Raw genomic sequence first — 24835 nt, forward strand, 5'->3', positions numbered from 1 at the left:
TGGGGTCTGCCTTCCAAACAGGGGCCTCGGCACCGCTGGTGACCCTCTGCCGAAGGCGCCTATTGTCGCCAATCTGGAACCAGTCTGTACGCGCATATTAGGTATCTTATTCTCGCATAGGTAGTATGCAGGAGGGACAATTCTTCGTGATGACTGAATACGGACCGTCCGACTCATGCCGCAGGCCAAGCCCGATCCCACCACCATTCACGGACCAGGGTTCAGTCGCAGGATGTTGCTGCTCTCGGCGGCCTCGGTCGGTGGGGCTGTGGTTCTCGGCGCGGGCTCGGTAACACGTGCGCTCGCGGCGGGGGCCGAGACCGAGGTGCCCGCGAGGTCGCCGCTCGGGCTGGCCGCCGACCTGCACAACCCGCGCGAGGTGCTGTCGGCGGGCGGGCGCTTCCGGCTCGACCTGACGATGACGCAGTCGCGGATCGAGCTGCCCTATGCGATGGCGGACCTGCGGCTCTACGAGGGCGAGATCCCGGGGCCCACCTTCCGTGTGCGTCCCGGCGACGACATGGAAATCACCCTGCACAACGACATGCCGCCGAATGCCGATCCGGCGCCGGCGGTGCTCAACACGCCCAACGAGTTCAGCACGACGAACCTGCATTTCCACGGCTTCCACGTCAGCCCCAAGGGCAATTCCGACAACGTCTACCTGCAGATCCACCCCGGCGAGAGCTTCAACTACATCGTGCGCCTGCCTCAGGACCACCCGGCGGGGAACTACTGGTACCACCCGCATCGCCACGGCTCGGTGGCGCTGCAGGTGGCCTCGGGCTGCGGCGGCATGATGATCGTCGGCGGCACGCTCGATGAGGTGCCCGAGGTGGCCGCCGCGATCGAGCGGGTTCTGGTCTTCCAATGCCCGGTGGTCGACCCCAAGGCCGAGGACCTCGACAGCTACGACACCATCTGGTCGCTGGACGCCGAGCGCTTCTGGCTGGTCAACGGCCAGTACCACCCGCGCATCTACATGCGGGCCGGAGAGGTGCAGCACTGGCGGATGCTCAACGCCGGGGACCAGCAGTTCCTGCCGATGACGCTCGACGGGCTCGAGCTCTGCGAGATCGGCTTCGACGGCAACCCCTATCCCGAGGCGCGGCCGACCGAGGAGGTCTTCCTCGCGCCCGGCAACCGCATGAACCTGATGGTCAAGGCGCTGGAGCCGGGCAGCTACACGCTGCGCCGGCCCGCCTTCAGCCAGGGCAAGCAGCCGCTCGACGAGGTGGTGCTGGCCGAGGTCATCGTGCTGCCCGCGGACACCAGCCGCATCGCACCTGACGTGAAGATGGGCACCGAGCTGCCGAAGGGGCCGTTGCCGAAGAACAAGATCCTCACCGACATCGCCGATGACGAGATCGTCCGGACCCGGCAGATCGTGCTCGGCGTCAGCGACGAGAAGGGGATGTTCAAGGACACGGTGTTCACCCTCAACGGCGCCCCCTTCGACCCGAAGCGCGACGACATCGTCGCCAGGCTCGGCGAGGCGGAGGAATGGGAGCTGGTGAACACCACGCCCTTCCCGCATCCGATCCACGTGCACGTGAACCCGATGCAGGTGATCAAGATCAACGGCGAGCCGCTGGCGCATCCGCAATGGCAGGACACCATCGCCGTGCCCGCCGCGGGCACCGTCACACTGCGCATGCGCTTCACCGATTTCGACGGGCGGTTCGTCATGCACTGCCACATCCTGCCACACGAAGACCTGGGGATGATGCTCAATGTCGCCATTCAGGCTTGACCTCGCGGCGCTCGCGCTGCTCGCACCCTGCGCCGCGCTGGCCGAGGATGCCCCGGCGGTCCCCGCCAGCGTCTCGACCTGCGTCTCCTGCCACGCCGCCGACGGCAACCCGCTGGTGGCGGGCGTGCCGATCCTGGCGGGCCAGCGCGAGGATTACCTGCAGAGCGCGCTGAAATCCTACCGCTCCGGCTACCGCAAGGGCGGCATGGCGGACGTCATGGAGATCTACGCCAAAGAGCTTTCCGACAGCGACATCGAGGAGATCGCCAAATGGTTCAGCGCAAACTGATCGCCGCCCTGCTGGGGCTGACCCTCGCCGGGCCGGTGATGGCCGCGGACCTCGTCTACCTGACCAGCGCGGAAGGCGAGGACCGGCTGCTCGGGGCCGAGATGAACCGCGACTACTTCCCGCTTGCCTCCTATCTCGAGTACGAGCAGATCCTGACCTTCTGCGGCCCCGCCTCGGTCGCCGCCGTGGCCAATTCGCTCGACGTCTCGCGGCCCTCGCCGGACCGGCTCTACCCGTGGACGCTGTTTACCCAGGACACGCTGTTCAACGCGGCGAACCAGGAGCTGAAACCCTACGCCCAGGTCGAGCACGAGGGGCTGACTCTGGCCGAGCTCGACACCTTCATCGAGAACCTCGGGATGACGGCGGAGCACCATTTCGCCGACGAGACCCCGGTGGACGCGCTGCGCGCGGCGCTCAAGACCACGCTCTCGGACCGGGGCGCGCGATTCATCGCCAACTACTCGCGCAAGGCGCTGCCGCAGGAGGGCGACGGGCACATCTCGCCGGTCGCCGCCTATGACGAAGACACCGACAGCGTGCTGATCCTCGACGTGGCCAAGTACAAGTACCCGCCGGTCTGGGTCACGGTGGAGACGCTGCACGCGGGCATGATGATGACCGACAGCGGCTCCAACCGCTCGCGCGGGTTCGTCGTGGTTTCGGCGCCATGAGCCCGGCACCGCAGTCCCGCCGCGCCGTGCTGAGCGGTGGCGCCAGCCTCGTCGCCATGGCGGCGCTGCCGGGCGGCGCGCTGGCCGCCTCGCTGAACGGCGCCCGCGACCGGGCGATGTTCCGCTCGATCCTCTACGCGCTCGCCGGACCGGTGAGCGTCGCGCCGCAGCTTCTCGACAGCGTTACCGCACTCTTCGAGGCAAAGTTTGGCGCATCCGCGGTGGATGTGCTCTCGGCCCATGCGGCGCAGGCCGGGGTCGCGCCGCTGCTCGAGCCGCAGGAGGACGCGGGCCGCGAGGCGCAGCTGCAATGGCTGACCGAGGCGCTGTTCACCGGCACCTCCGATCCCGAGGACGACGGTGCCCGCATGATCAACTACCCCCACGCGCTGGGCTGGAAATCCCTCAGCTTCGGGAAGGCGCCGGGGCTCTGCGCCGGGCCCGACTTCGGCTACTGGTCCGAGGCATGGAGCGCGGCATGAGCGAACCGGGCGATCTCTCCGCCGACATCGTCGTCGTCGGCTCGGGCATGGGCGGCGCGCATCTGTCGCGCAGCCTCGCCGAAGCCGGGCGCGACGTGCTGGTGCTCGAGGCCGGGGGGCGCAAGACGCGCGGCGAATACCTCGCGGATTTCTACGAGAACCCGGTGAAGGGACCGCAGGCGCCGTACCCGAGCCAGGACTTCGCACCGCATCCCACCGACACCGATTACGACGCTTTCTACGACCAGGCGGGGCCCGCGCGCTTCGTCGGGGCCTACCTGCGCATCTACGGCGGCACAAGCTGGCACTGGACCGGCTTCGCCGACCGGCTCCGCCCCGAGGACTTCCAGGCCGCCACGCTCTACGGGCGCGGGGCCGACTGGCCGATCGGCTACGATGATCTGCTGCCCTACTACCGGCAGGCGGAAGCGCGCTGGGGGGTCGCCGGTGATCCGGCGCACACCTGGGGCGCGCCGCGCGCGGCGGAGGATCCCTATCCGATGCCGCCGATCCCCGCGTCGTACATGGACAAGCAGATCCAGAGCCAGGCGCTCGACGCCATGGGGCTGAACGCCGCGATCTTCAGCCATGCCCGCAACTCGCTGGTGCACGACGGGCGCCCGCCCTGCTGCGGCAACAACACCTGCGTGCCGATCTGCCCGATCAGCGCCAAGTACGACGCCTCGGTCGACATGGACAAGGCGGTGGCCGCGGGCGCGCGGATCGAGCTGCAGGCTCTGGTGACCCATGTTGCGGTGGGCGAAGACGGCAAGGTCAGCGGCCTCACCATCCGCCGCCCCGACGGCACCACCCAGAGCGTCACGGCAAACACCTACGTGCTGGCCTGCCACGCCATCGAGACCCCGCGCCTGCTGCTCAACTCGAAGCAGGAGAGCGCCCCGAACGGTGTCGCCAACGGCAACGACCAGGTCGGGCGCTACCTGCTCTCGCAGTGGAACGTCGATGTCTGGGGGGAGGTGCGCGATCCGGTCTACCCCTACCGCGGGCCGCAGCAGACCTCGGGCATCACCGAGTACCGCGACGGCGCCTTCCGCAAGGACTACGCGCCCTTCGGCACCTCCTTCATGAACAACGGCTGGAGCGGCAATTCCGACGCAACCAAGCTGTCGAAGGCGCTGATTGCCAAGGGCATGCGCGGGGCGGCGCTGGTCAAGGCGCTCGACGGCCAGATCGGGCGGCACGTGCGGCTCAACTCCTCGGCAGAGACGCTGGGCAGCCCCGACAACCGCATCACCCTGTCGGACCAGGTGGACAGCGCGGGCATCCCCAAGCCGCGCATCGCCTTCACCGTGGACGATTACACCAACGCCGGGATCAAGGTCGCCACCGACGTCTCGCGCGAAGTACTGACCCGCATGGGCGCGCCCGAGGTGCAAACCAACGATCCCTACCTGTCGAACGCGATCATCGGCGGCACCACCCGCATGGGCACCGATCCCAAGAATTCGGTGGTGACCCCCGACCTGCAGAGCCACCAGCACGACAATCTCTACATCCTCGGAGCCAGCACCCACGTGAGCTGCCCGGTCAACGCCCCCTCGCTCACCATCGCTGCCATGGCGATCCGGCTCGCCGGGCACCTCGGGGCATGAACGGGCTCGGGCTTCTCCTGCTGGTGCCTTTGGTGCTGCTCGGCAACGGGCTGCGCTCGGTCATCGCCTCCACGGTCTTCGTCTCGGAAGGCAGCTTTGCCAGCTTCCTGTCGATCACCGTCGAGGCCACGGCGGCGATCATGGAGCTGCTGATGGGCGCGGTGCTGGTCTCGCTGCTCGTCGCGCCCTGGCTGATGCGCCGGATCCCGGCGAAGCGCCTCGCGGTCTGGATGTGCCTGCTGGCGGGGACGGCGGCGCTGGGTCTGGCGGCGCTGTTCCGCTTCGCCCCGCCGGTCGACACGCGGGTGGCGCTGGTGGTGCTGCTCTTTCCCATGGCGGGTTTCGGGCTCGCCACGCTGGCGCCGATCTCGCAGGCTTGGACGGGGCTCGGCGGGCCGCGCTGGGACAAGTTCCTGACCGGCGTGTGGTCGGTGGCCATGCCGCTGGCCTTCCTCGTCACGCCGCAGCTGGTCCGCGTGGTCGCCCCGCGGCACGGGCTCGACATCTTCTTCGCCGGCTTCGCGATGGTCGTGCTGCTGCTGATCGGCGCGATCCTCCTGCTGCGCCGGCGTGCGCCGGAGGAGACGGGCGAGGCGGCACCGGCGCAGCTGTCGGGGCGGCTGATGCTGGCGGCGCTGGCGGCGCTGATGCTCTTCGAGGGGGTGACCTTTCTCACCTCGCTCGAGACCATCCGCTCGCCCTTCGTGCTGCCGCTCGCCGCGCTCTTCGCCGCGAGCCTGTGGTACCTGCAAAGGGTCTGGCGGGCCGCGCCGCGCAGCGCCGCGAGCGATCCCGCCACCCGCCGCCGCATCGCCGCGCTCTTCGCCGCGCTCTTCCTGCTGAACGTGGCGACCACCGGCTTCTTCGACACCGCCTACCTGGTGCGCCACGCCTGCTCGACCACGCTGATCGACGACCGCGCCACGCTGGCGGCGCTGGCGCAGGTGATCGCCGCCACGGGCACCGCCGCGGCGCTGGCGCGCTGGAGCCTGCATATCCCGCTCATCGTCGCGGGCATCGGCATCGCCGCGCTGGGACTGGTGTCCTACCTCGCCTATCCGGGGCTGCTGGTGCTGAGTTTCTACCCGATCCCGGACAATGCCATCTTCGTCGGCTCGCGCCTGCTCACCGGCTTCGGCAGCGGCATGGCGACCACGGCGACGATCTTCGCCGTCGGCCGGATCGCGGGGCCGAAGAGCGGGGCGCAGCTGTTCCTCGCCTTCGTCATCATCATCGGCACCGAGATCGGACTCGAAGGCTTCGAGCTTCTCAGCCAGCTGGTCACCCTGTCGAACGGCAGCACGCTGCCGCCCTACACGCTGATCTTCCTGGTGCAGGCGGGGCTCGCTCTTGTCGCGATGCTGCCGCTGGTCTTCGGATCGTTTGGGGCCGCGCCCTCGTCGCCGCCATTGCCCATTCCGGGCACCGGTGGCGCGAAGCGCGTGGGGAGCTGACGGATCCGTCAGCTCCAGGGGGGAGGAGGCGCGATGGGACGCCGAAGGGTCCGACCCTTTGGCGGCGCCCATCCTCCCCTCGGTATTCTGTCTGCGCGCGGAGGCTCAGACCTTCGCGCCCTTGTGCCGGATGGCGCAGCCGACAAGCCCGGCGAGGATCCCGACGATGGTCGAGACGCTGTAGTCCAGCGTCGTGACCGGCACCTCCGCCGAATGGTGACCGCCGAGGATCAGCGGCGAGAGCACCCCGATGGCACCGCCGAGGATCGGCGCGACGATCCAGTTGCGCGTCGTCATGCCGAGCGCGACTCCGAGGATGCCGGGCAGGCCGAGGATACTGCCCCCGATGGTGCCGAGTAGATCAAGCAGGCTCAGCATGGTGATGTCTCCCTTCTGTGTGCGCGGCGGCAGGCACTGCCCTGCGTCCGGTCAGTCGGCGGCGAAGCCCAGGTAGGACTTGATCGAGGCGAGATCGACGCGGGACGCGGTGCCGGGGATCCGGCCTTGCGCCAGCGTCTCGACGACGTGCTGGTATTCCTCGAGGTAGCCCGGCGCGAGGTCATGCGCGATGCCCTGGTGGCAGTCGATGCAGGTCATGTTCTCGTCGACCGCGCGCTGATGGTTTTGCGCGGCCCGCGTCTCCTGGATGGTGAAATCCATGTACTCGAAAGCGTGGCAGTTGCGGCACTCGCGGCTGTCGGTCGCCTTCATCTTCTTCCACACGGCCGCGGCCATCTCGAGCCGCCGCTCCTCGTATTTCTCCGAGGTGTTAATGGTGCCCCGCAGCTCGTGGTAGACGTCCTTCACCGCCATCACCTTGGCCTTCATCTTGTACTGCCATTCATGCGGCACGTGGCAGTCCGAGCAGATCGCCCGCACGCCGGAGTGGTTGTTGTAGTGGATGGTCTCGCGGTACTCGCCGAGGTTGGTTTCCATCGAATGGCAGGAGATGCAGAACTCTTCGGTGTTGGTCAGCTCCAGCGACCAGTGGAAGCCGCCCCAGAACAGGATCCCGGCCAGGAACCCCGCGATCAGCAGGAAGCCGGCGCTGAACAGGCCGGTGGGGCTCCAGAAAGCGTCCCATATCCGGAGCAGGATGTTGCGGCGGCGGTGCCCGTGGTTGTCCGGCATCTCGTCTCTCCCCGTTCGGTCCTTGCGTCAGCGCGACGTGCTGGAGGCTTCGAAGTCGTTGCCGACAAGCGTGGGCGCATCCGCCTGCGGCACGTGGCACTGGGTGCAGAACCAGCGGGTGCCGGCCACCGTGTCGAGCTGGGTGCCGTCGCGGTCGAGATAGTGGGTCATCGACAGCGTCGGCGCGCCCCGGTCGCCGGCGTTGGTCCAGTCGTGGCAGCTCAGGCACTGGTTGGTGCGCAGGTCGATCTGGTACTGGGTCATGGAGTGCGGGATGGTCGGCGGCTGCTGGCGGTAGTTGCGCACCTCGCGGCCCTCCTGCTGCGGGTAGACCTCGGGCGGCGTCAGCTCCTGGTCGACGGCGGCACCGCGCAGCGACTGGATGCCTCCGGAGGTCTGCGCCACGACCAGCCCCGCGATGAGCAGGGGCGAGGCGAGGGCGGCGATCTTGGCGATGACCGGCAGTTTCATGGGCGCTCTCCGTGGTTGGTTGCTGTCACGCGGGGTAGGTTACTCAGGCGACGGTTTGGCGGGATGGTCCGGGCGGGGAGGAGGGACCCTCGACACGGCGGTCGAAGCGGTGGGTGAAGGCGAAGACATCGACCGAGCAGACATCGACGCAGCGCCCGCAATTGGTGCAGTCGGGCGAGAGGATCAGCGGCGTCTCGCCGTCCTTGCCGCGTAGGGCCGGGGCGATGACGTGGTTCTCGGGGCAGACCGCAAAGCAATCCATGCAATCGTCGCAGGCGGCGCGTCGCGTCGCGCTGACCCGCAAGAGGCTGTGCGTGCCGAGCAGCCCGTAGAAGGCTCCGACCGGACACAGATGCCCGCACCAGCCGCGGCGCGAGACCAGCAGATCGAAGAGAAACACCAGCGCCACCAGCGCCCAGGCAAAGCCCATGCCGAAAACCAGCCCGCGGTGCAGCATGGTGATCGGGTTGATCGCCTCCCAGGCGACGGTGCCGGTCAGCGCCGAGACGGCCAGAACCGTGCCGAGCAGCCAGAGCCGCGTGTGGCGCTTCGGTTGCCAGCCCTTCTGCAGGCCGAGCCGGTCGTGCAGCCAATGCGCCGCGTCGGTCACCGGGTTGATCGGGCAGACCCAGGAGCAATAGACCCGCCCGCCGATCAGCGCATAGGCGGCAAGCACGATCAGCGCGCCGATCAGCGCGGTCAGCTCGGGCCAGTGCCCGGCGGCGAGGCTCTGCGCCAGCACCAGCGGATCGGTCAGCGGCAGGATGCCGAAGGTGCGCGAACCGGCCAAAGTGCCCGCCACCCACCACAGGCCGAACCAAGGGCCAAGCAGGAAGAGAAGCAGGAAAAACCCCTGCGACAGCCGCCGCAGCAGCAGGAAGCGATGCGCTTGCCACCAGCCCTTGAGGCGGATCGCCTCCACGCCGACCGGGAGTTTCGTCTTCTCCTTCATTCACCCGCTCCCGGCGCCGGGAGCGTGAAGCTGGGCTCGAAGCCGCCCGGCGCGGCGAGGTTGTCGGTGCCGGGGCCTGGCAGCCGGTCGGGCAGGTCGATCACCCCCTCGACCAGCGGCCCGCCCTTTTCCTCCATCTCCTCCCAGCCCTTGCGGTAGTGCTCGGCGGGCGCGCCGCGTGCGAGCCGCAGCGGCAGCACCTTGATCGCGGCCTCGGGCAGCACGCAGCTCTTCTCGCACTTGCCGCAGCCGGTGCAGTGCTCGGCGTGGACGGTCGGGGCAAAGATCGCGTGATGCCCAGAGCGGGTGTTGTGCGACAGCTCGAGGGTGATCGCCTCGTCGATCACCGGGCAGACGCGGTAGCAGACGTCGCAGCGCAGTCCGAGGAAGTTGAGGCAGTTCTCCTGGTCCACCAGCACGGCGGTGCCCATGCGCGCCTCGTCTATGTCGGTGAGCGCCGGGTCGAGCGCGCCAGTGGGGCAGGCGGTGACGCAGGGGATGTCGTCGCACATCTCGCAGGGCACGTCGCGGGCGGTGAAGAAGGGCGTGCCGGTGGCCGGCCCGTCGGCGCCCAGCTCGGCCAGCGCCAGCGTGTCATAGGGGCAGTCCCGCACGCACAGGCCGCAGCGGATGCAGGCGCCGAGGAAGTCGGCCTCGGGCAGGGCGCCGGGCGGACGCAGCGCTTCCGCCGGGAGCGCCCGCGCATCCCGCGCCAGCCAGGCCAGCCCGCCGCCCGCCAGCGCGCAGCCGCCGGCCATCCGCGCGGTGTCCGTCAGGAACCTGCGGCGTTGGGGCGAGAGCGGCGTGGCGGCGGGCATGACGGACCTCCTCTGGCGTCTCCCGTGGCGGTATGCGGGCCGGGCCCGGGCGCGGTTCAGGCGCGCGCGACCTTGCAGGCGCATTTCTTGAAGTCGGTCTCCTTGGACAGCGGGCAGGTGGCGTCGAGCGTCAGCTTGTTGATCAGCTGCCCCTCGTCGAACCACGGCACGAAGACCAGCCCCTTTGGCACCTTGTTGCGGCCGCGGGTCTCGACCCGGCTGAGCATCTCGCCGCGGCGGGTCGAGATGGTGATTTCCTGTCCGCGCCGCAGGCCGCGTTCCTCGGCGTCCTCGGGGTGCATGAACACCACCGCGGCGGGGAAGGCCCGGTGCAGCTCGGGCACGCGTCTGGTCATCGAGCCGGAATGCCAATGCTCCAGCACCCGCCCCGTGGAGAGCCAGAGATCATACTCCTCGTCCGGAGCCTCGGCGGCGGGCTCGTAGGGGGCGAAGATGATCTTCGCCTTGCCGTCCGGGTGGCCGTAGAAGGTCACCTCGGTGCCCTCGGGCACATAGGGATCGTAACCCTCGCGGAAGCGGTAGAGCGTCTCCTGCCCATCCACCACCGGCCAGCGCAGCCCGCGCGCCTGATGGTATTGCTCGAAGGGCGCGAGATCGTGGCCGTGGCCGCGCCCGAAAGCGGCGTATTCCTCGAACAGCCCCTTCTGCACGTAGTAGCCAAAGTGCTGAGCCTCGACATTGTCGAACCCCTCGGCGGTCTCTTCCAGCGGGTAGGCGTTCACCTGGCCGTTCTCGTAGAGCACCTCGTAGAGCGTCTTGCCGGCCAGCTCGGGCATCTTGGCCACCAGTTCGTCGCCCCAGGCCTCCTCGACGGTGAAGCGCTTGGCAAACTCCATGAGCTGCCAGAGGTCCGACTTGGCCTCGCCCGGCGCCATGACCTGCTGGCGCCAGAACTGGGTGCGGCGCTCGGCATTGCCGTAGGCGCCTTCCTTCTCGACCCACATGGCGGTGGGCAGGATCAGGTCGGCCGACATGGCGGTCACGGTCGGGTAGGGGTCCGAGACGGTGACGAAGTTCTCGGGGTTGCGGTAGCCTGGCCAGCCCTCTTCGTTGATATTGGCCCCAGCCTGCATGTTGTTGTTGCACTGCACCCAGTAGGCATTGAGCGTGCCGTCTTTCAGCGCGCGGTTCTGCGCCACGGCGTGCAGGCCCGGCTTTTCTGGGATGGTGCCCTCGGGCAGCTTCCAGATTTCCTCGGCATGGGCGCGATGCTCGGGGTTGGTCACCACGAGGTCGGCGGGCAGACGATGCGCGAAGGTGCCGACCTCGCGCGCGGTGCCGCAGGCCGAGGGCTGGCCGGTGAGCGAGAAGGGGGAGTTGCCCGGCTCCGAGATCTTCCCGGTCAGCAGGTGGATGTTGTAGCACAGCCCGTTCGCCCAGGACCCGCGCGTGTGCTGGTTGAAGCCCATGGTCCAGAGCGACATGACCTTGCGGTTGGGATCGGCGTATTGCTCGGCCAGCCGTTCGAGCTGGTGTGCCGGAACGCCGGACATCTCGGAGACCGTCTCCAGCGTGTATTCCGAGACCGCCGCGGCATACTCGTCGAAGTCGATCGGGGTGAGCTCGCCGGAGTTGGGGTTGGCCGCCGCTTCCTGAAGCGGGTTGGTGTCGCGCAGCCCGTAGCCGATGTCGGTGGCCGTTCGGGTGATGTTGACGTGCTTTTCGAGGAAGTCCCAGTTCACCGCGTCGTTCTGGATGATGTAATTGGCGATGTAGTTGAGGATCGCCAGGTCCGTCTGCGGCGTGAAGACCATGCCGTTGTCGGCCAGCTCGAAGCTGCGGTGCTCGAAGGTCGAGAGCACGTGCACCTGCGCGCCCGCCTTGGTCAGCCGGGTGTCGGTCAGCCGCGACCACAGGATCGGGTGCATCTCCGCCATGTTCGAGCCCCAGAGCACGAAGGTGTCGGCATGCTCGAGGTCGTCGTAGCAGCCCATCGGCTCGTCGATGCCGAAGGCGCGCATGAAGCCGACCACCGCCGAAGCCATGCAGTGCCGGGCATTGGGGTCGATGTTGTTCGACCGGAAGCCCGCCTTCATCAGCTTGGAGGCGGCGTAGCCCTCCCAGACCGTCCATTGTCCCGAGCCGAACATGCCCACCGAGGTCGGCCCCTTCGTGGCCAGCGCTGCCTTCCATTTTTCGGCCATGACGTCGAAGGCCTCGTCCCAGCTCACCGGTTCGAACTCGCCGTTCTTGTCGTAGACGCCGCCCGACTTGCGCAGCATCGGCGTGGTCAGACGGTCGGCGCCATACATGATCTTCGACAGGAAGTAGCCCTTGATGCAGTTGAGCCCGCGGTTCACCGGCGCCTCGGGATCGCCCTGGGTGGCGACGACCCGGCCGTCCTTGGTGCCCACCAGCACCGAGCAGCCGGTGCCGCAGAAGCGGCAGGGGGCCTTGTCCCAGCGGATGTCCGAATTGCCCGGGGTCTGCGCCAGAGCGCCGGGGGCGAGCGATATGCCCGCGGCGGCGGCTGTGCTGGCGGCGGCGGTGGCCTTGAGGAAAGTCCTGCGCGAGTCCGAGATGGTCATGGGTCAGGTCTCCGGATGGGGGACGGCGGGGGATGGGCGGTGCGGAAGCTCTTCGAAATGGTGGTAGTTGATGGTCAGGGTGATCACGCCGGGGACTTGGTGCAGCTTCATGAGAATGTCCGAGGCGAAGGCCGTCTCGGTATCCTCGACAACCACCACCAGCCGCCCGTCGTCGGTCTGGGCGTGCACTTCGACGCCGTCGAACGCCTCGATCTGCGCGCGCGCCTCGGGCAGCGCGGTCGGGACGATGTGGACAAGGCAGCCGCAGATGTTCATCGCGCGGCCTCCGTGAGGGGTTGGCGTTGCTCGAAGGACACCGCCGCCGCGGGGCAGGTGAAGGCGCAGGCGCCACAGCCGGTGCAGAGCGCCGCGTCCAGCACCGGCGCCGCCCGACCGCCGGTCATCAGGCGGAAGCTTATCGCGCGTATCTCGCAGGCGTCCTCGCAGGCGCGGCAGGAGATGCCAGCCAGCGACAGGCAGGTGTCCGCGATGGCGGCGGTCCAGGCCCAGTCGGACACGCTCTCGGGGAGAAGCGCTCCGGTGTCGCAGGCCTCGGCGCAGGCGCCGCAGAAGGTGCAGGCGCCCCTGGTGAAATCGACCACGGGCATCGGTGTCGCGTCATTGGTTCGCTTGGGGACGACGATCGCTGCGGGGCAGGCGCGGGCGCAGGCACCGCAGCCGCTGCAGCGCTGGGCAAAGCCGGGCTGCGCGCCGGGGGGCCTCATCTCCGGTGCCTCGGGGCGTGACAATTGCCCCCGCAGGAAGTTGCGTCTGCTGTGCTGGGTCGTCATGGACGTCCTGGCCTTCCGGTGTCTCCGCGATCAATCCTGCGGAGGGGATGTATGGGCTCACACTGCCACAGGTTGTCGACTCGCTAAAGTCTCGCCCTGAGAGTTGTGGAAAATCGGCAAGAATCCGGAGGCGGGGCTGGGTCCCCTCGGGCCCTCTTGCCGCACGGGTCCCGCCGGAAGGGTCGCTCCGATCTGCGCTGGGCGCGGGGTCATGAGAGCCCATGCCCGCCAAGGGGCGATTGGTGGACAGTCTGCGCGGGACGCGCGTAGAAGGGCGGGACGGCGGGGACAATGCGTCCCGGCCCCGGACACCTGGACCAATTGGACCACAAGGACGACACGCGTGGACACCCTCAAGGCACGGCTGGTGGCGGAATCGGCGGAGGTGGGCTTTGCCGCCTGCCGCATCTGCCGGCCGTGGGACGTGCCGCAGGTGGCCGAACGGCTGGCGGCCTTCCTCGAGGCGGGCCACCACGGGCAGATGGACTGGATGGCGGAGCGCACCCATTGGCGCGGCAACCCGGCGGCGCTCTGGCCCGAGGCGCGCTCGGTGATCATGCTGGCCGAGAACTACGGCCCGGAGCACGACCCCCGCACGGTGCTGACGCAACAGGAGCGCGCGGCGATCTCGGTCTACGCGCAGAACCGCGACTACCACGACGTGGTGAAGAAGAAGCTAAAGCGGCTCGGGCGATGGTTGATCGACGCGGGCGCGCGCGAGCTGGGCCGCGATGCCGAGGCCCCGCAGATCAAGGTCTTCGTCGACACCGCCCCGGTGATGGAAAAGCCGCTCGGCGCAGCGGCGGGGCTGGGCTGGCAGGGCAAGCACACCAATCTGGTGAGCCGCGAGCTGGGCTCGTGGTTCTTTCTCGGGGCGATCTTCACCACGCTGGAACTGCCGGTGGACGGGGGCGAGCGCGACCACTGCGGCTCCTGCCGGGCCTGCCTCGACGCCTGTCCGACGGCGGCCTTTCCGGAGCCCTACCGGCTCGATGCGCGGCGCTGCATCTCCTACCTGACCATCGAACACGCCGGGCCGGTGGACGAGGACCTGCGGGGCTTGCTCGGCAACCGCATCTACGGCTGCGACGACTGCCTCGCGGCCTGCCCGTGGAACAAGTTCGCCGAGGTCGCTTCGGAGGTGAAGTACCACGCCCGCGACGACCTGCTGGCGCCGCCGCTGGCCGAGCTGGCGGCGCTCGACGATGCAGGGTTCCGGGCGCGGTTCTCCGGCTCGCCGATCAAGCGCATCGGGCGGCACCGTTTCGTGCGCAACGTGCTCTACGCGATCGGCAATTCGGGTCGGGCGGACTTGCGGGGCGTGGCGCAGGGGCTTTGCGAGGATGCCGACGAGACGGTGCGCGATGCGGCCCGCTGGGCGGTGGCGCGGCTGCCCTCGGCCTGAGCGCGACCTGAGCGCGGCCTGAGATCTTCTTCGTCCCCGCGGGGACAGCGGTGTCGCGGCCTTCCCGTCCCCCCTGTCCCCACGGGGGCACCCGTTTGCCGTCCCCGCGGGGACGGTAGCCCGGCCGCCGCGAAGGGCCCGACCTGCGCAAACAGAAAGCGCCGGTGCCGAGGGATGGCACCGACGCCCACGAGGGTTCCTGGGATCCAGGAGGTTCTGACAGGAGTACGTGCCTCCTGCTCGAAAGATGGGCGGAGCGGGGCGGCACTGCAAGCGAATTCACGCGAAAGAGATCGGCGGTGTTCACGTTCTGCGTGTGTTTCGATCCGCGGCATCCGTCTAGCGTGCACGCGCGGTCACGGTGCACTGGGGCTGCAAAGAAAGGCCCCCCGCGTTGGAAAACACGGAGGGCGGTCGGGGCCACGAACACGGCTCCTTCACCACGCCTCAGCGGCGCGGATCACGTGTCAGGATCAATCTCAGGCGCGGTCGTCGATCAGCAGCTCGAGGCTGTCCTGCGCGGCGTAGAAGCCGATCACGTCGTCGGCGTCGTACCCCTGCGCGTCCAGTTCGGCGGTCAGCGCGTCGTTGTCCAGCATCAGCGCGCGCAGCGCCTCCAGCTCGGGCGTGGCCGCTGCGAGGGCGTCATCCAGCGCGGTGGCGCTCTCGTTCGCCTGGCCCTTCAGTTTGCTGAGCGGCAGGAGCTGCACCTCTGTCGCCTCGGATACGGCTTCGGGATCGGCCATCGCCAGGTCGGCATTGTGCAGCGAGGAGATCGCCTGCCCGTAACTCTGCGGCACATCGGCCCGCAGGTCCGACGCGGTCTGCGGCGAGACCGGCACCGTGTCGGTGACGCCCGAGCCGCTGGCGCCGGTGCTTTCGGTCATCTGCGAGGTCTCGAGCGGCGCTTCGTCCAGCGTGGCGGGGTCGGAGGCGCTGTCGGTCTGCGCGTGGGCCGCGGCGGAGAGCGAGGCGGCGGTGAGAACGGCGAGGCCGAACTTGGTGGTGGAACGGAGGGTCATCTTGGGTCTCCTTGCAGTCTGGGTGCGTCCTTGGTCGTAGCTCCGGTGCGCTTCGTCGCGCCGGTCAGAGAGGTAATGCGCGGGAGCGGCCTTCGGATCCCTCGATGCCCGCAAGGTGAGCGCGGCGTGTACTTCGGGCAGGGACTCGCCGGAATGAGGGGGCCATATGCGGCGGTGCGCCGCCGGTTCCGGGCAGAAGGGCGGCGCGGGCGGCGGGCTGCTGCCGCGCGCTGCGAAATCGGCAAAGGCGCGCCTGCGAAGGGGGCTTTGCATTGTCCGCCGCGCACCCCATCTTAAGGCCAAGATCAAAGACCGGAGGAATCCATGGCGACCTATGAACGCAATCCAGACGTGATCGCGACGCTCGACCCCGAGCAGTACCGCGTCACCCAGGAGAACGGCACCGAGCGGCCGGGCACCGGAAAGTATCTCGACAACAAGGCGGCGGGCATCTACGTCGACGTCGTTTCCGGCGAGCCGCTCTTCGCCTCGTCCGACAAGTACGACAGCGGCTGCGGCTGGCCGAGCTTCGCCAAGCCCATCGAGCCCGCCCATGTGGCCGAACTGCGCGACACCACCCACGGGATGATCCGTACCGAGGTGCGCTCGACCCATGGCGACTCGCACCTCGGCCACGTCTTTCCGGACGGGCCGATGGACCGTGGCGGCCTGCGCTACTGCATCAACTCGGCCTCGCTGCGCTTCGTACCGCGCGAGGACATGGAGGCCGAGGGCTATGGCGCCTATCTCGATCAGGTGGAGGACGTGGCATGAGCACGGAACGCGCAGTACTGGCGGGTGGCTGTTTCTGGGGTATGCAGGATCTGATCCGCAAGCTGCCGGGGGTCGAGGCCACGCGCGTCGGTTACACCGGCGGCGACGTGCCCAACGCCACCTACCGCAACCACGGTACCCATGCCGAGGGCATCGAGATCCTCTTCGATCCCGAGACCATCAGCTACCGGCGGATCCTCGAGTTCTTCTTCCAGATCCACGATCCGACGACGCTCAACCGGCAGGGCAACGATCTGGGCATGAGCTACCGTTCGGCGATTTACTACGTCGACGAGGCGCAGAAGGCCGAGGCGCTGGACACCATTGCCGACGTCGACGCCTCGGGAATCTGGCCCGGCAAGGTGGTGACCGAGGTCGCGCCGGTGGGCGATTTCTGGGAGGCCGAGGCAGAGCACCAGGATTACCTCGTGCGCTATCCCGGCGGCTACACCTGCCACTTCCCGCGCCCCGACTGGGTGCTGCCGCGGCGCGATGCGGCGGAATGAGCGGCAACTTTTGACGAGCGAGAGGCGGCGCGGATTGCGCCGCCTCTCACGATGCGCCGGGGGAACCGGCCCGGCGGCGCCCGCGTTCGCCCACAGGATGAGACCCGCGAAGGACCACCCCAGATGAGCAGCGCCGCCGCGCCCGAGACCTCCCGAGACACCGCCACGGATCGCCCGGTCGGCGAGATCGTCGACCGCCTGCAGGAGGCGGCGCAGGGCGCGCGCGTCTCGCTGCGCGACATGGTGGAGAGCTTCGGCGAAAGCTCCTTCATCCCGGCGCTGATGGTGCCCGCGCTGCTGGTGGTCTCGCCGCTGTCGGGGATCCCGCTGTTCTCGACCTTCTGCGGGTTGCTGATCGCCTTCATCTCGGGGCAGATGCTGATCTCGCGGCGCCATCTGTGGTTGCCGGATTTCCTCATGGCGCGGAACTTCGACGGGCCGAAGGCGCGCAAGGGGCTGGGCAAGCTGCGCGGCCTCGGGAACTGGCTCGACCGCAACGCCCGCAGCCGCCTGCGGCTGATGACCGCCGGCCCGATGCGCAAGCTGCTGCAGGCGGTCTGCCTGCTCTGCGGGCTGGCGATGCCGTTCCTCGAGCTGGTGCCGTTTTCTTCGTCGATCCTCGGTCTGACGGTGCTGTGCTTCGCCACGGCGCTGCTGGTGCGCGACGGGCTCTTCGCCAGCATCGGTTGCGTCACGCTGGCGGCGGCGGTGCTGGTGCCCCTGATGGTTGCGGGGGTGATCTGACCCGAGAGCCGAGCGCGGGCCGATCCGAGGATCGAGCCCCGGCCCGGACCGCGGGGGTCACGGCATGCCGGCGCGGTTGAAGACGCCGATGATCAGCAGGGCGGCCACCGCCAGGACCACGAAAAGCAGGATCGCGCGGCGCCCCTTGCCGCGCATCTCCGGGTTTTCGGGCAATTGCACGGGTCTGTCAGAAGCCCCGGCGTCGCCGGGGCCTGCGCGGGTCTCGTGCGGGTGGGCCACGTCATGCGCATGATTCTTGCGGTCGTCGGAGGTCATGGGCTCCTCCATGCTTGGGTGTTACCTGTTCGGAACGCCCGAGGTGGGACGCGGTTCCCGCTCCGCGGCAGAACGCACGGGCCACTCGGGGCTGCGCTCCCAGCCCTGATCGCCGAAACTGTAGTGCCGGCGCTCTGCCTCGACGAAGTGATGTTCGCGGGCGATCATGCGGCGGATGCTGGCGCTGTGGCTCTCGAGATCAAGGATCGCGAAATCGTTCTCCTGCCCGCGGAGCCGGGTCGAGAGCCCCGTGCCCACATGCACCTGCAGCACCTGTGCGCCGTGCTTGCGCGACAGGAACGGCTCGGTGCGCCAGCGGTGCAGATGGCCCGAGAGCACGAGGTGGGCGCCGCATTCCGAGAGCCGCTCGATGGCCTGGTCGGCATCGCGCATCAGAGACTTGTCGACATCCGCGTCCTGCTCGAAAGGATGGTGGGCAAGCACCACGTTGAGCCCCTTTTCCTCCGAGAAGATCCGGCAGGCCTGACGCATCTGCAGCCAGCGGATCTTGCCCCGCTGCCAGCGGAAGCGGTCGACGGTGTTGAAGCCGACCACGGTCAGCCCCGGCAGGCGCTTTACCGGCATCATTTCTTCTGTGATGAAGCGGCGGTAGCGGCGGTAGGGGCGCACGAAGCGCAGCCAGAGATTGTCGAGCGAGACATCGTGGTTGCCGGGCACCGCCATCCACGGCGCCTGCAGCTTGCGCAGGAAGGCACGGGCTTCGCGGTACTGGCTGCAGCGGGCGCGCTGGGTGAAATCGCCGGTGATCGCCACGAGGTCGGGCTTGGCGACGTTCACCGCGCGCAGCAGCGGGTCCAGAAGCTCGGGCGCGCTGCGCCCGAAATGCAGGTCGGAAAGGTGGATCAGGCGGGTCATGCGGGCAGGGCTTTTTCGAGGGCGGCATCGGCGGGTACTTCCGGCTCCGGCTCTTCGCGGGCGGGCACATTCTCGGCCGGGACCATGACCCGCAGCGGCTCGGGGCGGCGGCGGAAGCGGATCGGGGTCTCCATCAGCTCCTTCTCGCCATCACGGGCCACCAGCGCGCGGGGCCGGTGGGTGTGCAGGGTGATCTCGCGCCCGGTGACAAAGCCGAACTCCTCGCCCTTCTGCGCCTTGCCCATGGCGAGCCGCAGCGAGGCGCGCACGAGCTCCCAGCGGCTGGTGCCCTTGGAGGTGAAGAGCACGAAATCCCCGTCGCGGATCGCATCCGCGCCGTCGAGGTTGAACTGCTCGAGCTGGTAGGCGCTGTTGGCGACGAAGGCGAGAGGCGTGCGCATCTCGGTCTTGCGACCATCCACCTCGACCTGCAGGCGCAGCGGCTTGCGGAAGCCGGCGAGGGCCAGCACCACCGACCAGTAGGCGGCCACGCGCGAGCGGCCCCAGCGCTGGTAGACGCCCTCGCGGGTGCGCAGGATCAGCGGGTAGATCCCCAGGCTCGCGTTGTTGAGAAACACCTCGCCGTTGACCTCGCCGAGGCTGATCTCGCGCAGGCGACCCGAGGCGAGGATGCGCACCGCGCCCTCGGCATCCTCGGGGATGTCGAGCCCGCGGGCGAAATAGTTGAACGTGCCCTGCGGGATCACGCCCATCGGCACGCCGGCCTCATGCGCGGCTGCGGCCACCGCGCCGATCGTGCCGTCGCCGCCCGCGGCGACGACCATCGCGCAGCCGTTGCCCGCGGCCTTGCGGGCGGTGTCGAGGATGGGTCTTTCCGGCGTCAGGCCGATCAGTTCGGCCTCGAGCCCGTTCTCCGTGAAAAGCCGGGTCAGCGTCTCGCGGCGGCTCTCTTTGTCGGGGTGGTCGCCGGAGTGCTCGTTCAGGATGACACAGATTTTGCGATTGTCGGTCACTGGGGCGCTCTCCATCGGGGTTCCGAAAGGTCAACGCGTGCCGCTGCGGGCGGTTCCGCAGCGGCCGAAGGTGTCGCAGGGCCGCGCCCGCAAGCCTCAGATTGCACCGCAAGACGGGGCGCCGCGCAACCAGTGGATTGACGCCGCGTCGGCTTCTGCGCAGGTTGCGCTCATGCAAAGCAGCCCGTCCTCCTCCGCCTCACAGCCGTCCAGCGCGGCCGCCCTCGCTCGCGAAGAGCGCCTGCGCCTGCGCCACGTCGGCTTTCGCGGCTGGCTGCACGCCCTGTGGCGGACATGGCAGCGCATGGACGAGCGCAATCTGGGGCTGATCGCCGCCGGGGTCGGTTTCTACGCCTTCCTGTCGATCTTCCCCGCCATGGCCGCGGTGATCGCGATCTGGGGCTACTGGGCCGATCCGATCGCCATCGCCGAGCAGATGGAGCTGCTCACCGACGTCATCCCCGAGACCGCCTACCAGCTCATCGACACGCAGATCACCCAGCTCATTTCGACCAACCGCTCGACGCTGCAATGGGCCTCGGTCGCCTCCATCGTGCTGGCGATCTGGTCGGCGCGGGCCTCGGTGGCGGCGCTGATCCGCGGGCTGAACGCGGTGACCGAGGCGCCGCACCGCACCAACCCCGTGCGGCGCATACTGGTCGCCTACGGCATGACCGCGCTGCTGGTGCTGGTGGCGCTGCTGGCCTTTGCGGCGGTGGTGGTGATCCCGGCCGGCATGGCCTTCCTGCACCTGCCGGCGGGGGTCGAGATCGCGGTGGAGGGGGCGAAGTGGATCGTGCTGCTCTGCGTCGTCTATCTCGCCGTTGCGCTGGTCTACCGCTTCGGGCCGAACCGGCGGCAATCGCGCATGCCGTGGCTGACGCCGGGTGCGGCGATCGCGGTGATCGCCTGGGCCGTCGGCTCCTTTGCCCTGGCCAGCTACGTGCGCAACTTCGACCGGCTGAACGAGGTCTATGGCTCGCTTGGCGCGGTGGTGGCGCTGCTGCTGTGGTTCTACGTCAGCGCGCTGGTCACGCTGCTCGGCGCGCAGCTCAACACCGAGCTGGCACGGGTGCTGGTCGCCCGCCGCGCCGCCACGGCCCGCGAGGCGGAGACAGGCCTGGAGGCCGCGTCAGGCGGGGTCGCGGGCGGGGTGGCGGAAGTTTCTGAAAAAAAGTGACGAATTGCCGGAACCAAGCCCGGGCGTCGGAGTTGAGAGGGCAAGGACGTACCACCAGTCCTGTCCCAGATACCGGGTTGCAACCCTGTCCCGACTTCCCTCATGTGGCCCGGATCGCTTCAAGGCTCCACCTTCCCCCAAGGTGGAGCCTTACCTTTTCCGGCATCGGAAACAGACCGGCGGTCTCCGCTCGACGGTGCGCCTGAGGGGCGCGTCGGGCTGAGCCCTCGCGTGGGATCGTCCACAAAGTGCCGGCAGGGGGCGCGCAGCGAGGCGCTGAGGCGCAGCCGGTGTTCCGCGAAGCTGCGCGGCCCACGGCGATTTGGTCCGTAGCGCCGCGCCATGGTACACTCCCGACATCCGCCTCGGCGGCCCGGCTCAGGAGACTTTGCATGGCGCGCGACTTCCCCCCGAGACTCGAGAACAGGTTTTACCTCACCGAAGCCGGCACCGAGACCGAGGTGCTCTACAAATGGGGCTTCGAGCTGCCCGAGTTCGCCATGTACCCGCTGCTTGACGACCCCGAGGCGGACGCGGTGCTGCGCGACATGTATCGGCGCTATTTCGATGTTGCCGAAGCCCATGACACCGGCCTGCTGATCCTCGGCCATGACTACCGCGCCAGTCCCGATTGGGGCGCGAAGCTGGGCTATTCGCCCGAGGCGCTGGCGGAGATGCAGCGCCGGACCATCGCCTTTCTCGACGATCTGCGCCGCGAGTACGCGGGGCGGGTGCGCGATGCCTATATCGCCGGATGCATCGGGCCGCGCGGCGATGCCTATGGCACCGGCGGCGCCATCACCGAGGTCGAGGCCGAGGCGTACCATTCGGTGCAGCTATCGACCCTGCGGACCACGCCTGCCGAGATGGCCATCGCGCTCACCTTCAACAATATTCCCGAGGCGGTGGGGGTGATCCGGGCGGCGCGGGCGATCGGCATCGACATCGGGGTCAGCCTGACGCTGACGACGGAGGGGCGGCTGCGCTCCGGGCCCAGCCTGCGCGAGGCCGTCGAGACCATCGACGCGCGCACCGGTGGCGGCGCGGCCTGGTTTGGCACCAACTGCGCGCACCCGCTGGAGTTCGCGCCGGCGCTGGCGGAGGGGGGCGACTGGCTGCAGCGCCTGCGCTACATCCGCCCCAACGCGGTGAAAATGGAGCAGATCGCCCTGTGCAAACTCGGCCATCTCGAGGATGGCGACCCGATCGAGCTTGGGCGCCAGATGGCCGAGGTGGCGGCGGAGCTGCCCGCCGCGGATATCCTTGGTGGCTGCTGCGGCACCGATGAGCGCCACCTCGAGACGATCGCGTCAAACGTGACCAAGCTGCTGCGCGGCGGGAAGACGCCCGCCTGAGCGCCACGCCGCCCCGGTGTCGATGGGATTGATTTGTGCGGCGGCGGCGCTTGGCGTAGCCTTTCGGGGCAGACCACCAGGGGCGGGAGGGCCAATCGGATGGCAGACTGCGTCAAGCTGCGGCCCGGAGGGACCTATTCGGGCAAGCAGGGGTTCGACTACTTCGAGGGCATCGCCAAGGAAACGGTCGGGAGCCAGGGGCTGTGCATGCACCTGCTCACCATTCCGCCCGGCGGGCGCGCCAAGGCACACAAGCACGAGTCCCATGAAACGGCGATCTACGTGATCTCCGGCACCGCCCGGATGTACTGGGGCGCGCGGCTCGAGAACGTCATGGACACCGCCGCCGGAGACCTCGTCTACATCCCGCCGGACACGCCGCACCTGCCGCTCAACACCGGCACGGAGCCCGCCGTCGCGGTGGTCGCCCGCACCGATCCCAACGAGCAGGAAAGCGTGGTGCTTCTGCCCGACCTCGAGGATCTGGTGCCCGGCTGAGGTCGGGCGGCCTGGTGGGCGAAGCGGCTCAGGGATTCGGTGTCGCGCTGGCGAGCGCCGCCGTGCCGAGGGCGGATTCCATGTCGGCCACCGCGGCGATCAGCGGGGTCTGCGGCACCACGGTGAAACCGTCCGAGGCGCGGCTGAGGTCCTCGATGGTCACCAGCACGGCGGTCAGCACCACCGAGAACACCAGCGTGCGCCAGCTCAGGCTTCGGCCCTGCAACGCGGCGCGGTTGCCGATGATGAAGACCCCCGATGCGGCGGCGAAGCTCAGCAGACTCCAGATCCCCGAGGTGATGGACTTCGAGGCGGCGGCGACGCGGCGGCTGTGGGCGTCCAGCACCTCGGTGATGCCGCCGGCGACGAAGGTCGCGACGGGCGCGGGGACCTGGGGCGTCAGCGCCGCCATGGTCGCGGGCCAGAGCGCCGATTGCGCCTCGGTGCTCGCCGCGACGAAGGCGTCGACGTTCTCGCGCGTGGCGCGGTAGCCGGGGGGCACGATGCGGGTGCGCCCGTAGTCGAGCAGCGCCTGCTGCAGCGGGCGGCCCTCGGCGTCGGGCAGCAGATCGGCGCGCAGGAAGGCGGTGCCGAGCGCCGCCGCCTCCTCGACCACCGCCGCGACGCTGGCCTCGCGCCAGCTCAGAGTGGCGCTGAAGGTGAAGCCGAGCAGCAGGCCGAGCAGCGCCAGCAGCGCGCCGAGCGAGGCCTCGCCGGGCATCTTGCCCTCGGCGTAGCGCGCGGGGTTGCGGGCAAGCTCCATGCTGCCGAAGCGAAAGCCCGCGTAGGCGCAGGCGGGCAGGGCCAGCAGGAACAGCAGGATGATCAGCGCGAAGGGGATGGAATGGGTTGCGATGGACACCGGGACACCTCACCTCCTGAAATCAGGCAGGCTCCGCCGAGTCGGTAATGCCGTGATCCGCGGGGCGCTCCTGACCCCTCCATGATCCTCTATCCGGGCGATTTCGCAAAGACTTTCTTGCACCGCCCCCGGCGTGCTCCGGCCCGCGGGCCGGAGCAGGCGCGGGCCGGGCCGGCTCAGGCGGGGCGGCGGCTCGCGGGCGTCTTGCGGCCCTCGCCGATGATGTCGAAGAGGTGCAGCACGATCACCGTGGCGGGGATTGCGACGATGCCGCCGATCGGCCCCCAGAGCCACAGCCAGAACACCAGCGAGACGAAGATCAGGAAGGGGTTGATGCGGATGTGCTTGCCCACGAGCCCCGGCGTCACGAACTGCGCCTCGCACATGTTGAGCGCGAGGTAGACCGCCGCGGGCGCGAAGCTCATCAGCCCGTCGAAGGCCACGAGACCGTTCAGCAGCAGCCCGGCCACCATGGCCGCGGGGCCGACGTAGAGCACGTAGTTGAGCAGCGCCGCCGCGATGCCCCAGATCGGCGCGGCGGGCATGCCGATCGCCATGAGCCCCCCGGTGACGGCAAAGCCGAGCCCGACGTTGATCAGCGAGATGGTGGCGAAGTAGCGCGCCACCGAGTTCTCCGCGGCGCAGAACCGGTCGAGGATCGCGGCGGTGGTGGTGTTGTCGCCGATCCGATGGGCCAGCCAGTTGTAGATGCTCCAGCGGGTCAGCAGGAAGAAGAACAGCCCGCCGAAGAACACCAGCGCCTGCGCCACGATCACCGGCGCGAGGTAGAGCGCATCGGTGACGCTGGGCATGGCCGATCCGTCCTCGGCCTTCTTCTGCGCCGCGCCGAGCGCCTGTTCCACCTCGTCGATGCCGCGGATCAGGTCGCGGTACTCGAAGAGGAACTTGCGGATCTCGTATTTCACCGTCGGGATCCGGTCGATGGCCGCGGTGATATAGGGCTCGGCCATGAAGGCGAGCGAGGCGATCAGGAAGAAGATCAGCACCAGCAGCAGGATCGACACGGCGCCGCGCGGCAGGCCGATCCTTTCGAGCCTGTCGGCCACCGGCGAGAAGATGATGCCGACGATCACCGCCAGCATCAGCGGGGCAAAGATGTTCTGGGCAAGCTTGAGGCAAACCAGCAGGGCCAGCCCCGCTAGGATCGCAGCGCTGACGCGCAGCACGGGGTCGGCGGTGGGGGTGCGGTTCATGAAATGGGCGGTCTCAAAGCGTGGATCATGCCCCTCAACTGCGAGATGCGGAATTTGTTCCGCGCCGCGCGCGGCCGCCTTTGTATCAGCCGGGCGGAAGGATTTCCGCGCCTCCGCCCGGCTTTCTTCTAGGTGAAAATATCCCGGGGTCCGGGGCAGAGCCCCGAATATC

General features: G+C 68.8%; 27 protein-coding genes. 13 read left to right on the top strand and 14 right to left on the bottom strand.

Annotated features, from left to right (window positions below):
• Positions 1-175: 175 nt before the first annotated feature.
• The 6 genes from LC039_RS08735 to LC039_RS08760 are packed head-to-tail and all read left to right on the top strand — an operon-like array spanning position 176 to position 6265.
• Positions 176-1753, top strand: a complete 1578-nt coding sequence (locus LC039_RS08735; RefSeq protein WP_226623288.1) for a multicopper oxidase family protein — start codon at positions 176-178, stop codon at positions 1751-1753.
• Complete coding sequence (locus tag LC039_RS08740; protein ID WP_226623289.1) at positions 1734-2042, top strand: c-type cytochrome; 309 nt, start codon at positions 1734-1736, stop codon at positions 2040-2042. The genes LC039_RS08735 and LC039_RS08740 overlap by 20 nt, the downstream gene beginning before the upstream one ends.
• Entirely contained in the window at positions 2024-2716 is a 693-nt protein-coding gene (locus LC039_RS08745) for a phytochelatin synthase family protein (RefSeq protein ID WP_226623290.1), read from the top strand. The genes LC039_RS08740 and LC039_RS08745 overlap by 19 nt, the downstream gene beginning before the upstream one ends.
• Positions 2713-3198 (top strand): sugar dehydrogenase complex small subunit, encoded by a 486-nt coding sequence (locus tag LC039_RS08750; protein WP_226623291.1) that lies wholly within the window; start codon positions 2713-2715, stop codon positions 3196-3198. The genes LC039_RS08745 and LC039_RS08750 overlap by 4 nt, the downstream gene beginning before the upstream one ends.
• Positions 3195-4811 carry a GMC oxidoreductase gene (locus LC039_RS08755; protein WP_226623292.1) on the top strand — a complete coding sequence of 539 codons (1617 nt, stop codon included), beginning with the start codon at positions 3195-3197 and terminating at the stop codon, positions 4809-4811. Before LC039_RS08750 ends, LC039_RS08755 begins: the two co-directional genes overlap by 4 nt.
• Positions 4808-6265, top strand: a complete 1458-nt coding sequence (locus LC039_RS08760) for a hypothetical protein (RefSeq protein WP_226623293.1) — start codon at positions 4808-4810, stop codon at positions 6263-6265. The genes LC039_RS08755 and LC039_RS08760 overlap by 4 nt, the downstream gene beginning before the upstream one ends.
• Before the next feature lie 105 nt (positions 6266-6370).
• On the opposite strand, the gene LC039_RS08765 is transcribed toward LC039_RS08760, so the two are convergent.
• The 8 genes from LC039_RS08765 to napF are packed head-to-tail and all read right to left on the bottom strand — an operon-like array spanning position 6371 to position 12977.
• The gene (locus LC039_RS08765; RefSeq protein WP_226623294.1) at positions 6371-6643 is read right to left on the bottom strand and encodes a hypothetical protein; all 273 of its coding nucleotides are present in this window, start codon (positions 6641-6643) and stop codon (positions 6371-6373) included.
• Positions 6644-6694: 51 nt separating this feature from the next.
• Complete coding sequence (locus LC039_RS08770; protein ID WP_226623295.1) at positions 6695-7396, bottom strand: NapC/NirT family cytochrome c; 702 nt, start codon at positions 7394-7396, stop codon at positions 6695-6697.
• A 27-nt stretch (positions 7397-7423) separates the two neighbouring features.
• Positions 7424-7867 carry a nitrate reductase cytochrome c-type subunit gene (locus tag LC039_RS08775; RefSeq protein WP_226623296.1) on the bottom strand — a complete coding sequence of 148 codons (444 nt, stop codon included), beginning with the start codon at positions 7865-7867 and terminating at the stop codon, positions 7424-7426.
• A 43-nt stretch (positions 7868-7910) separates the two neighbouring features.
• On the bottom strand, positions 7911-8819 hold the full coding sequence (napH, locus tag LC039_RS08780) for a quinol dehydrogenase ferredoxin subunit NapH (RefSeq protein ID WP_226623297.1): 909 nt from the start codon (positions 8817-8819) through the stop codon (positions 7911-7913).
• Positions 8816-9637, bottom strand: a complete 822-nt coding sequence (gene napG / locus LC039_RS08785; protein ID WP_226623298.1) for a ferredoxin-type protein NapG — start codon at positions 9635-9637, stop codon at positions 8816-8818. The genes napH and napG overlap by 4 nt, the downstream gene beginning before the upstream one ends.
• A 56-nt stretch (positions 9638-9693) precedes the next feature.
• Positions 9694-12186 carry a nitrate reductase catalytic subunit NapA gene (gene napA / locus LC039_RS08790; RefSeq protein WP_226623299.1) on the bottom strand — a complete coding sequence of 831 codons (2493 nt, stop codon included), beginning with the start codon at positions 12184-12186 and terminating at the stop codon, positions 9694-9696.
• Between the two features lie 3 nt (positions 12187-12189).
• Complete coding sequence (locus LC039_RS08795; protein ID WP_226623300.1) at positions 12190-12462, bottom strand: chaperone NapD; 273 nt, start codon at positions 12460-12462, stop codon at positions 12190-12192.
• Positions 12459-12977, bottom strand: a complete 519-nt coding sequence (napF, locus tag LC039_RS08800) for a ferredoxin-type protein NapF (protein ID WP_226623301.1) — start codon at positions 12975-12977, stop codon at positions 12459-12461. The genes LC039_RS08795 and napF overlap by 4 nt, the downstream gene beginning before the upstream one ends.
• Before the next feature lie 343 nt (positions 12978-13320).
• Here napF and queG point away from each other — a divergent pair, with 343 nt between their 5' ends.
• The gene (queG, locus tag LC039_RS08805; protein WP_226623302.1) at positions 13321-14382 is read left to right on the top strand and encodes a tRNA epoxyqueuosine(34) reductase QueG; all 1062 of its coding nucleotides are present in this window, start codon (positions 13321-13323) and stop codon (positions 14380-14382) included.
• A gap of 479 nt (positions 14383-14861) precedes the next feature.
• On the opposite strand, the gene LC039_RS08810 is transcribed toward queG, so the two are convergent.
• Entirely contained in the window at positions 14862-15404 is a 543-nt protein-coding gene (locus LC039_RS08810; RefSeq protein WP_226623303.1) for a hypothetical protein, read from the bottom strand.
• Between the two features lie 324 nt (positions 15405-15728).
• Here LC039_RS08810 and msrB point away from each other — a divergent pair, with 324 nt between their 5' ends.
• From msrB to LC039_RS08825, 3 genes are all read left to right on the top strand, one after another.
• A complete protein-coding gene (gene msrB / locus LC039_RS08815) occupies positions 15729-16178 on the top strand; it encodes a peptide-methionine (R)-S-oxide reductase MsrB (RefSeq protein ID WP_226623304.1) in 450 nt (149 codons plus the stop codon).
• A complete protein-coding gene (gene msrA, locus LC039_RS08820) occupies positions 16175-16684 on the top strand; it encodes a peptide-methionine (S)-S-oxide reductase MsrA (RefSeq protein ID WP_226623305.1) in 510 nt (169 codons plus the stop codon). The genes msrB and msrA overlap by 4 nt, the downstream gene beginning before the upstream one ends.
• A 123-nt stretch (positions 16685-16807) precedes the next feature.
• Positions 16808-17428, top strand: a complete 621-nt coding sequence (locus tag LC039_RS08825) for an exopolysaccharide biosynthesis protein (RefSeq protein ID WP_226623306.1) — start codon at positions 16808-16810, stop codon at positions 17426-17428.
• A gap of 57 nt (positions 17429-17485) precedes the next feature.
• On the opposite strand, the gene LC039_RS08830 is transcribed toward LC039_RS08825, so the two are convergent.
• The 3 genes from LC039_RS08830 to LC039_RS08840 are packed head-to-tail and all read right to left on the bottom strand — an operon-like array spanning position 17486 to position 19554.
• Positions 17486-17704 (bottom strand): hypothetical protein, encoded by a 219-nt coding sequence (locus LC039_RS08830; RefSeq protein ID WP_226623307.1) that lies wholly within the window; start codon positions 17702-17704, stop codon positions 17486-17488.
• Between the two features lie 21 nt (positions 17705-17725).
• Positions 17726-18580: a metallophosphoesterase family protein gene (locus tag LC039_RS08835; RefSeq protein ID WP_226623308.1), complete on the bottom strand. Its 855-nt coding sequence runs from the start codon at positions 18578-18580 to the stop codon at positions 17726-17728.
• Positions 18577-19554 (bottom strand): diacylglycerol/lipid kinase family protein, encoded by a 978-nt coding sequence (locus tag LC039_RS08840; RefSeq protein ID WP_226623309.1) that lies wholly within the window; start codon positions 19552-19554, stop codon positions 18577-18579. The genes LC039_RS08835 and LC039_RS08840 overlap by 4 nt, the downstream gene beginning before the upstream one ends.
• Positions 19555-19726: 172 nt before the next feature.
• Between LC039_RS08840 and LC039_RS08845 the strand changes: the two genes are divergently transcribed.
• The 3 genes from LC039_RS08845 (at position 19727) to LC039_RS08855 (ending at position 22587) form a co-directional block, all read left to right on the top strand.
• Positions 19727-20734, top strand: a complete 1008-nt coding sequence (locus tag LC039_RS08845) for a YihY/virulence factor BrkB family protein (protein WP_226623311.1) — start codon at positions 19727-19729, stop codon at positions 20732-20734.
• 392 nt (positions 20735-21126) lie between these two features.
• Positions 21127-22089: a homocysteine S-methyltransferase family protein gene (locus LC039_RS08850; RefSeq protein WP_226623321.1), complete on the top strand. Its 963-nt coding sequence runs from the start codon at positions 21127-21129 to the stop codon at positions 22087-22089.
• Between the two features lie 99 nt (positions 22090-22188).
• On the top strand, positions 22189-22587 hold the full coding sequence (locus tag LC039_RS08855) for a cupin domain-containing protein (protein ID WP_226623322.1): 399 nt from the start codon (positions 22189-22191) through the stop codon (positions 22585-22587).
• A gap of 28 nt (positions 22588-22615) precedes the next feature.
• Here LC039_RS08855 and LC039_RS08860 read toward each other — a convergent pair whose 3' ends face one another.
• Complete coding sequence (locus LC039_RS08860) at positions 22616-23449, bottom strand: hypothetical protein (protein ID WP_226623326.1); 834 nt, start codon at positions 23447-23449, stop codon at positions 22616-22618.
• A 176-nt stretch (positions 23450-23625) separates the two neighbouring features.
• On the bottom strand, positions 23626-24663 hold the full coding sequence (locus LC039_RS08865; protein ID WP_226623328.1) for an AI-2E family transporter: 1038 nt from the start codon (positions 24661-24663) through the stop codon (positions 23626-23628).
• Positions 24664-24835 lie beyond the last annotated feature (172 nt).

The sequence above is a fragment of the Alloyangia pacifica genome, from assembly GCF_020524285.1.
GTDB classification, from domain to species: domain Bacteria; phylum Pseudomonadota; class Alphaproteobacteria; order Rhodobacterales; family Rhodobacteraceae; genus Salipiger; species Salipiger pacificus_B.

Excerpts from the sequence above, each read along its gene's own strand:
- LC039_RS08735 (WP_226623288.1), top strand. The coding sequence starts at position 176 with ATGCCGCAGGCCAAGCCCGATCCCACCACCATTCACGGACCAGGGTTC.
- LC039_RS08740 (WP_226623289.1), top strand. The coding sequence starts at position 1,734 with ATGTCGCCATTCAGGCTTGACCTCGCGGCGCTCGCGCTGCTCGCACCC.
- LC039_RS08745 (WP_226623290.1), top strand. The coding sequence starts at position 2,024 with ATGGTTCAGCGCAAACTGATCGCCGCCCTGCTGGGGCTGACCCTCGCC.
- LC039_RS08750 (WP_226623291.1), top strand. The coding sequence starts at position 2,713 with ATGAGCCCGGCACCGCAGTCCCGCCGCGCCGTGCTGAGCGGTGGCGCC.
- LC039_RS08755 (WP_226623292.1), top strand. The coding sequence starts at position 3,195 with ATGAGCGAACCGGGCGATCTCTCCGCCGACATCGTCGTCGTCGGCTCG.
- LC039_RS08760 (WP_226623293.1), top strand. The coding sequence starts at position 4,808 with ATGAACGGGCTCGGGCTTCTCCTGCTGGTGCCTTTGGTGCTGCTCGGC.
- LC039_RS08765 (WP_226623294.1), bottom strand. The coding sequence starts at position 6,643 with ATGCTGAGCCTGCTTGATCTACTCGGCACCATCGGGGGCAGTATCCTC.
- LC039_RS08770 (WP_226623295.1), bottom strand. The coding sequence starts at position 7,396 with ATGCCGGACAACCACGGGCACCGCCGCCGCAACATCCTGCTCCGGATA.
- LC039_RS08775 (WP_226623296.1), bottom strand. The coding sequence starts at position 7,867 with ATGAAACTGCCGGTCATCGCCAAGATCGCCGCCCTCGCCTCGCCCCTG.
- napH (WP_226623297.1), bottom strand. The coding sequence starts at position 8,819 with ATGAAGGAGAAGACGAAACTCCCGGTCGGCGTGGAGGCGATCCGCCTC.
- napG (WP_226623298.1), bottom strand. The coding sequence starts at position 9,637 with ATGCCCGCCGCCACGCCGCTCTCGCCCCAACGCCGCAGGTTCCTGACG.
- napA (WP_226623299.1), bottom strand. The coding sequence starts at position 12,186 with ATGACCATCTCGGACTCGCGCAGGACTTTCCTCAAGGCCACCGCCGCC.
- LC039_RS08795 (WP_226623300.1), bottom strand. The coding sequence starts at position 12,462 with ATGAACATCTGCGGCTGCCTTGTCCACATCGTCCCGACCGCGCTGCCC.
- napF (WP_226623301.1), bottom strand. The coding sequence starts at position 12,977 with ATGACGACCCAGCACAGCAGACGCAACTTCCTGCGGGGGCAATTGTCA.
- LC039_RS08810 (WP_226623303.1), bottom strand. The coding sequence starts at position 15,404 with ATGACCCTCCGTTCCACCACCAAGTTCGGCCTCGCCGTTCTCACCGCC.
- msrB (WP_226623304.1), top strand. The coding sequence starts at position 15,729 with ATGGCGACCTATGAACGCAATCCAGACGTGATCGCGACGCTCGACCCC.
- msrA (WP_226623305.1), top strand. The coding sequence starts at position 16,175 with ATGAGCACGGAACGCGCAGTACTGGCGGGTGGCTGTTTCTGGGGTATG.
- LC039_RS08825 (WP_226623306.1), top strand. The coding sequence starts at position 16,808 with ATGAGCAGCGCCGCCGCGCCCGAGACCTCCCGAGACACCGCCACGGAT.
- LC039_RS08830 (WP_226623307.1), bottom strand. The coding sequence starts at position 17,704 with ATGACCTCCGACGACCGCAAGAATCATGCGCATGACGTGGCCCACCCG.
- LC039_RS08835 (WP_226623308.1), bottom strand. The coding sequence starts at position 18,580 with ATGACCCGCCTGATCCACCTTTCCGACCTGCATTTCGGGCGCAGCGCG.
- LC039_RS08845 (WP_226623311.1), top strand. The coding sequence starts at position 19,727 with ATGCAAAGCAGCCCGTCCTCCTCCGCCTCACAGCCGTCCAGCGCGGCC.
- LC039_RS08850 (WP_226623321.1), top strand. The coding sequence starts at position 21,127 with ATGGCGCGCGACTTCCCCCCGAGACTCGAGAACAGGTTTTACCTCACC.
- LC039_RS08855 (WP_226623322.1), top strand. The coding sequence starts at position 22,189 with ATGGCAGACTGCGTCAAGCTGCGGCCCGGAGGGACCTATTCGGGCAAG.
- LC039_RS08865 (WP_226623328.1), bottom strand. The coding sequence starts at position 24,663 with ATGAACCGCACCCCCACCGCCGACCCCGTGCTGCGCGTCAGCGCTGCG.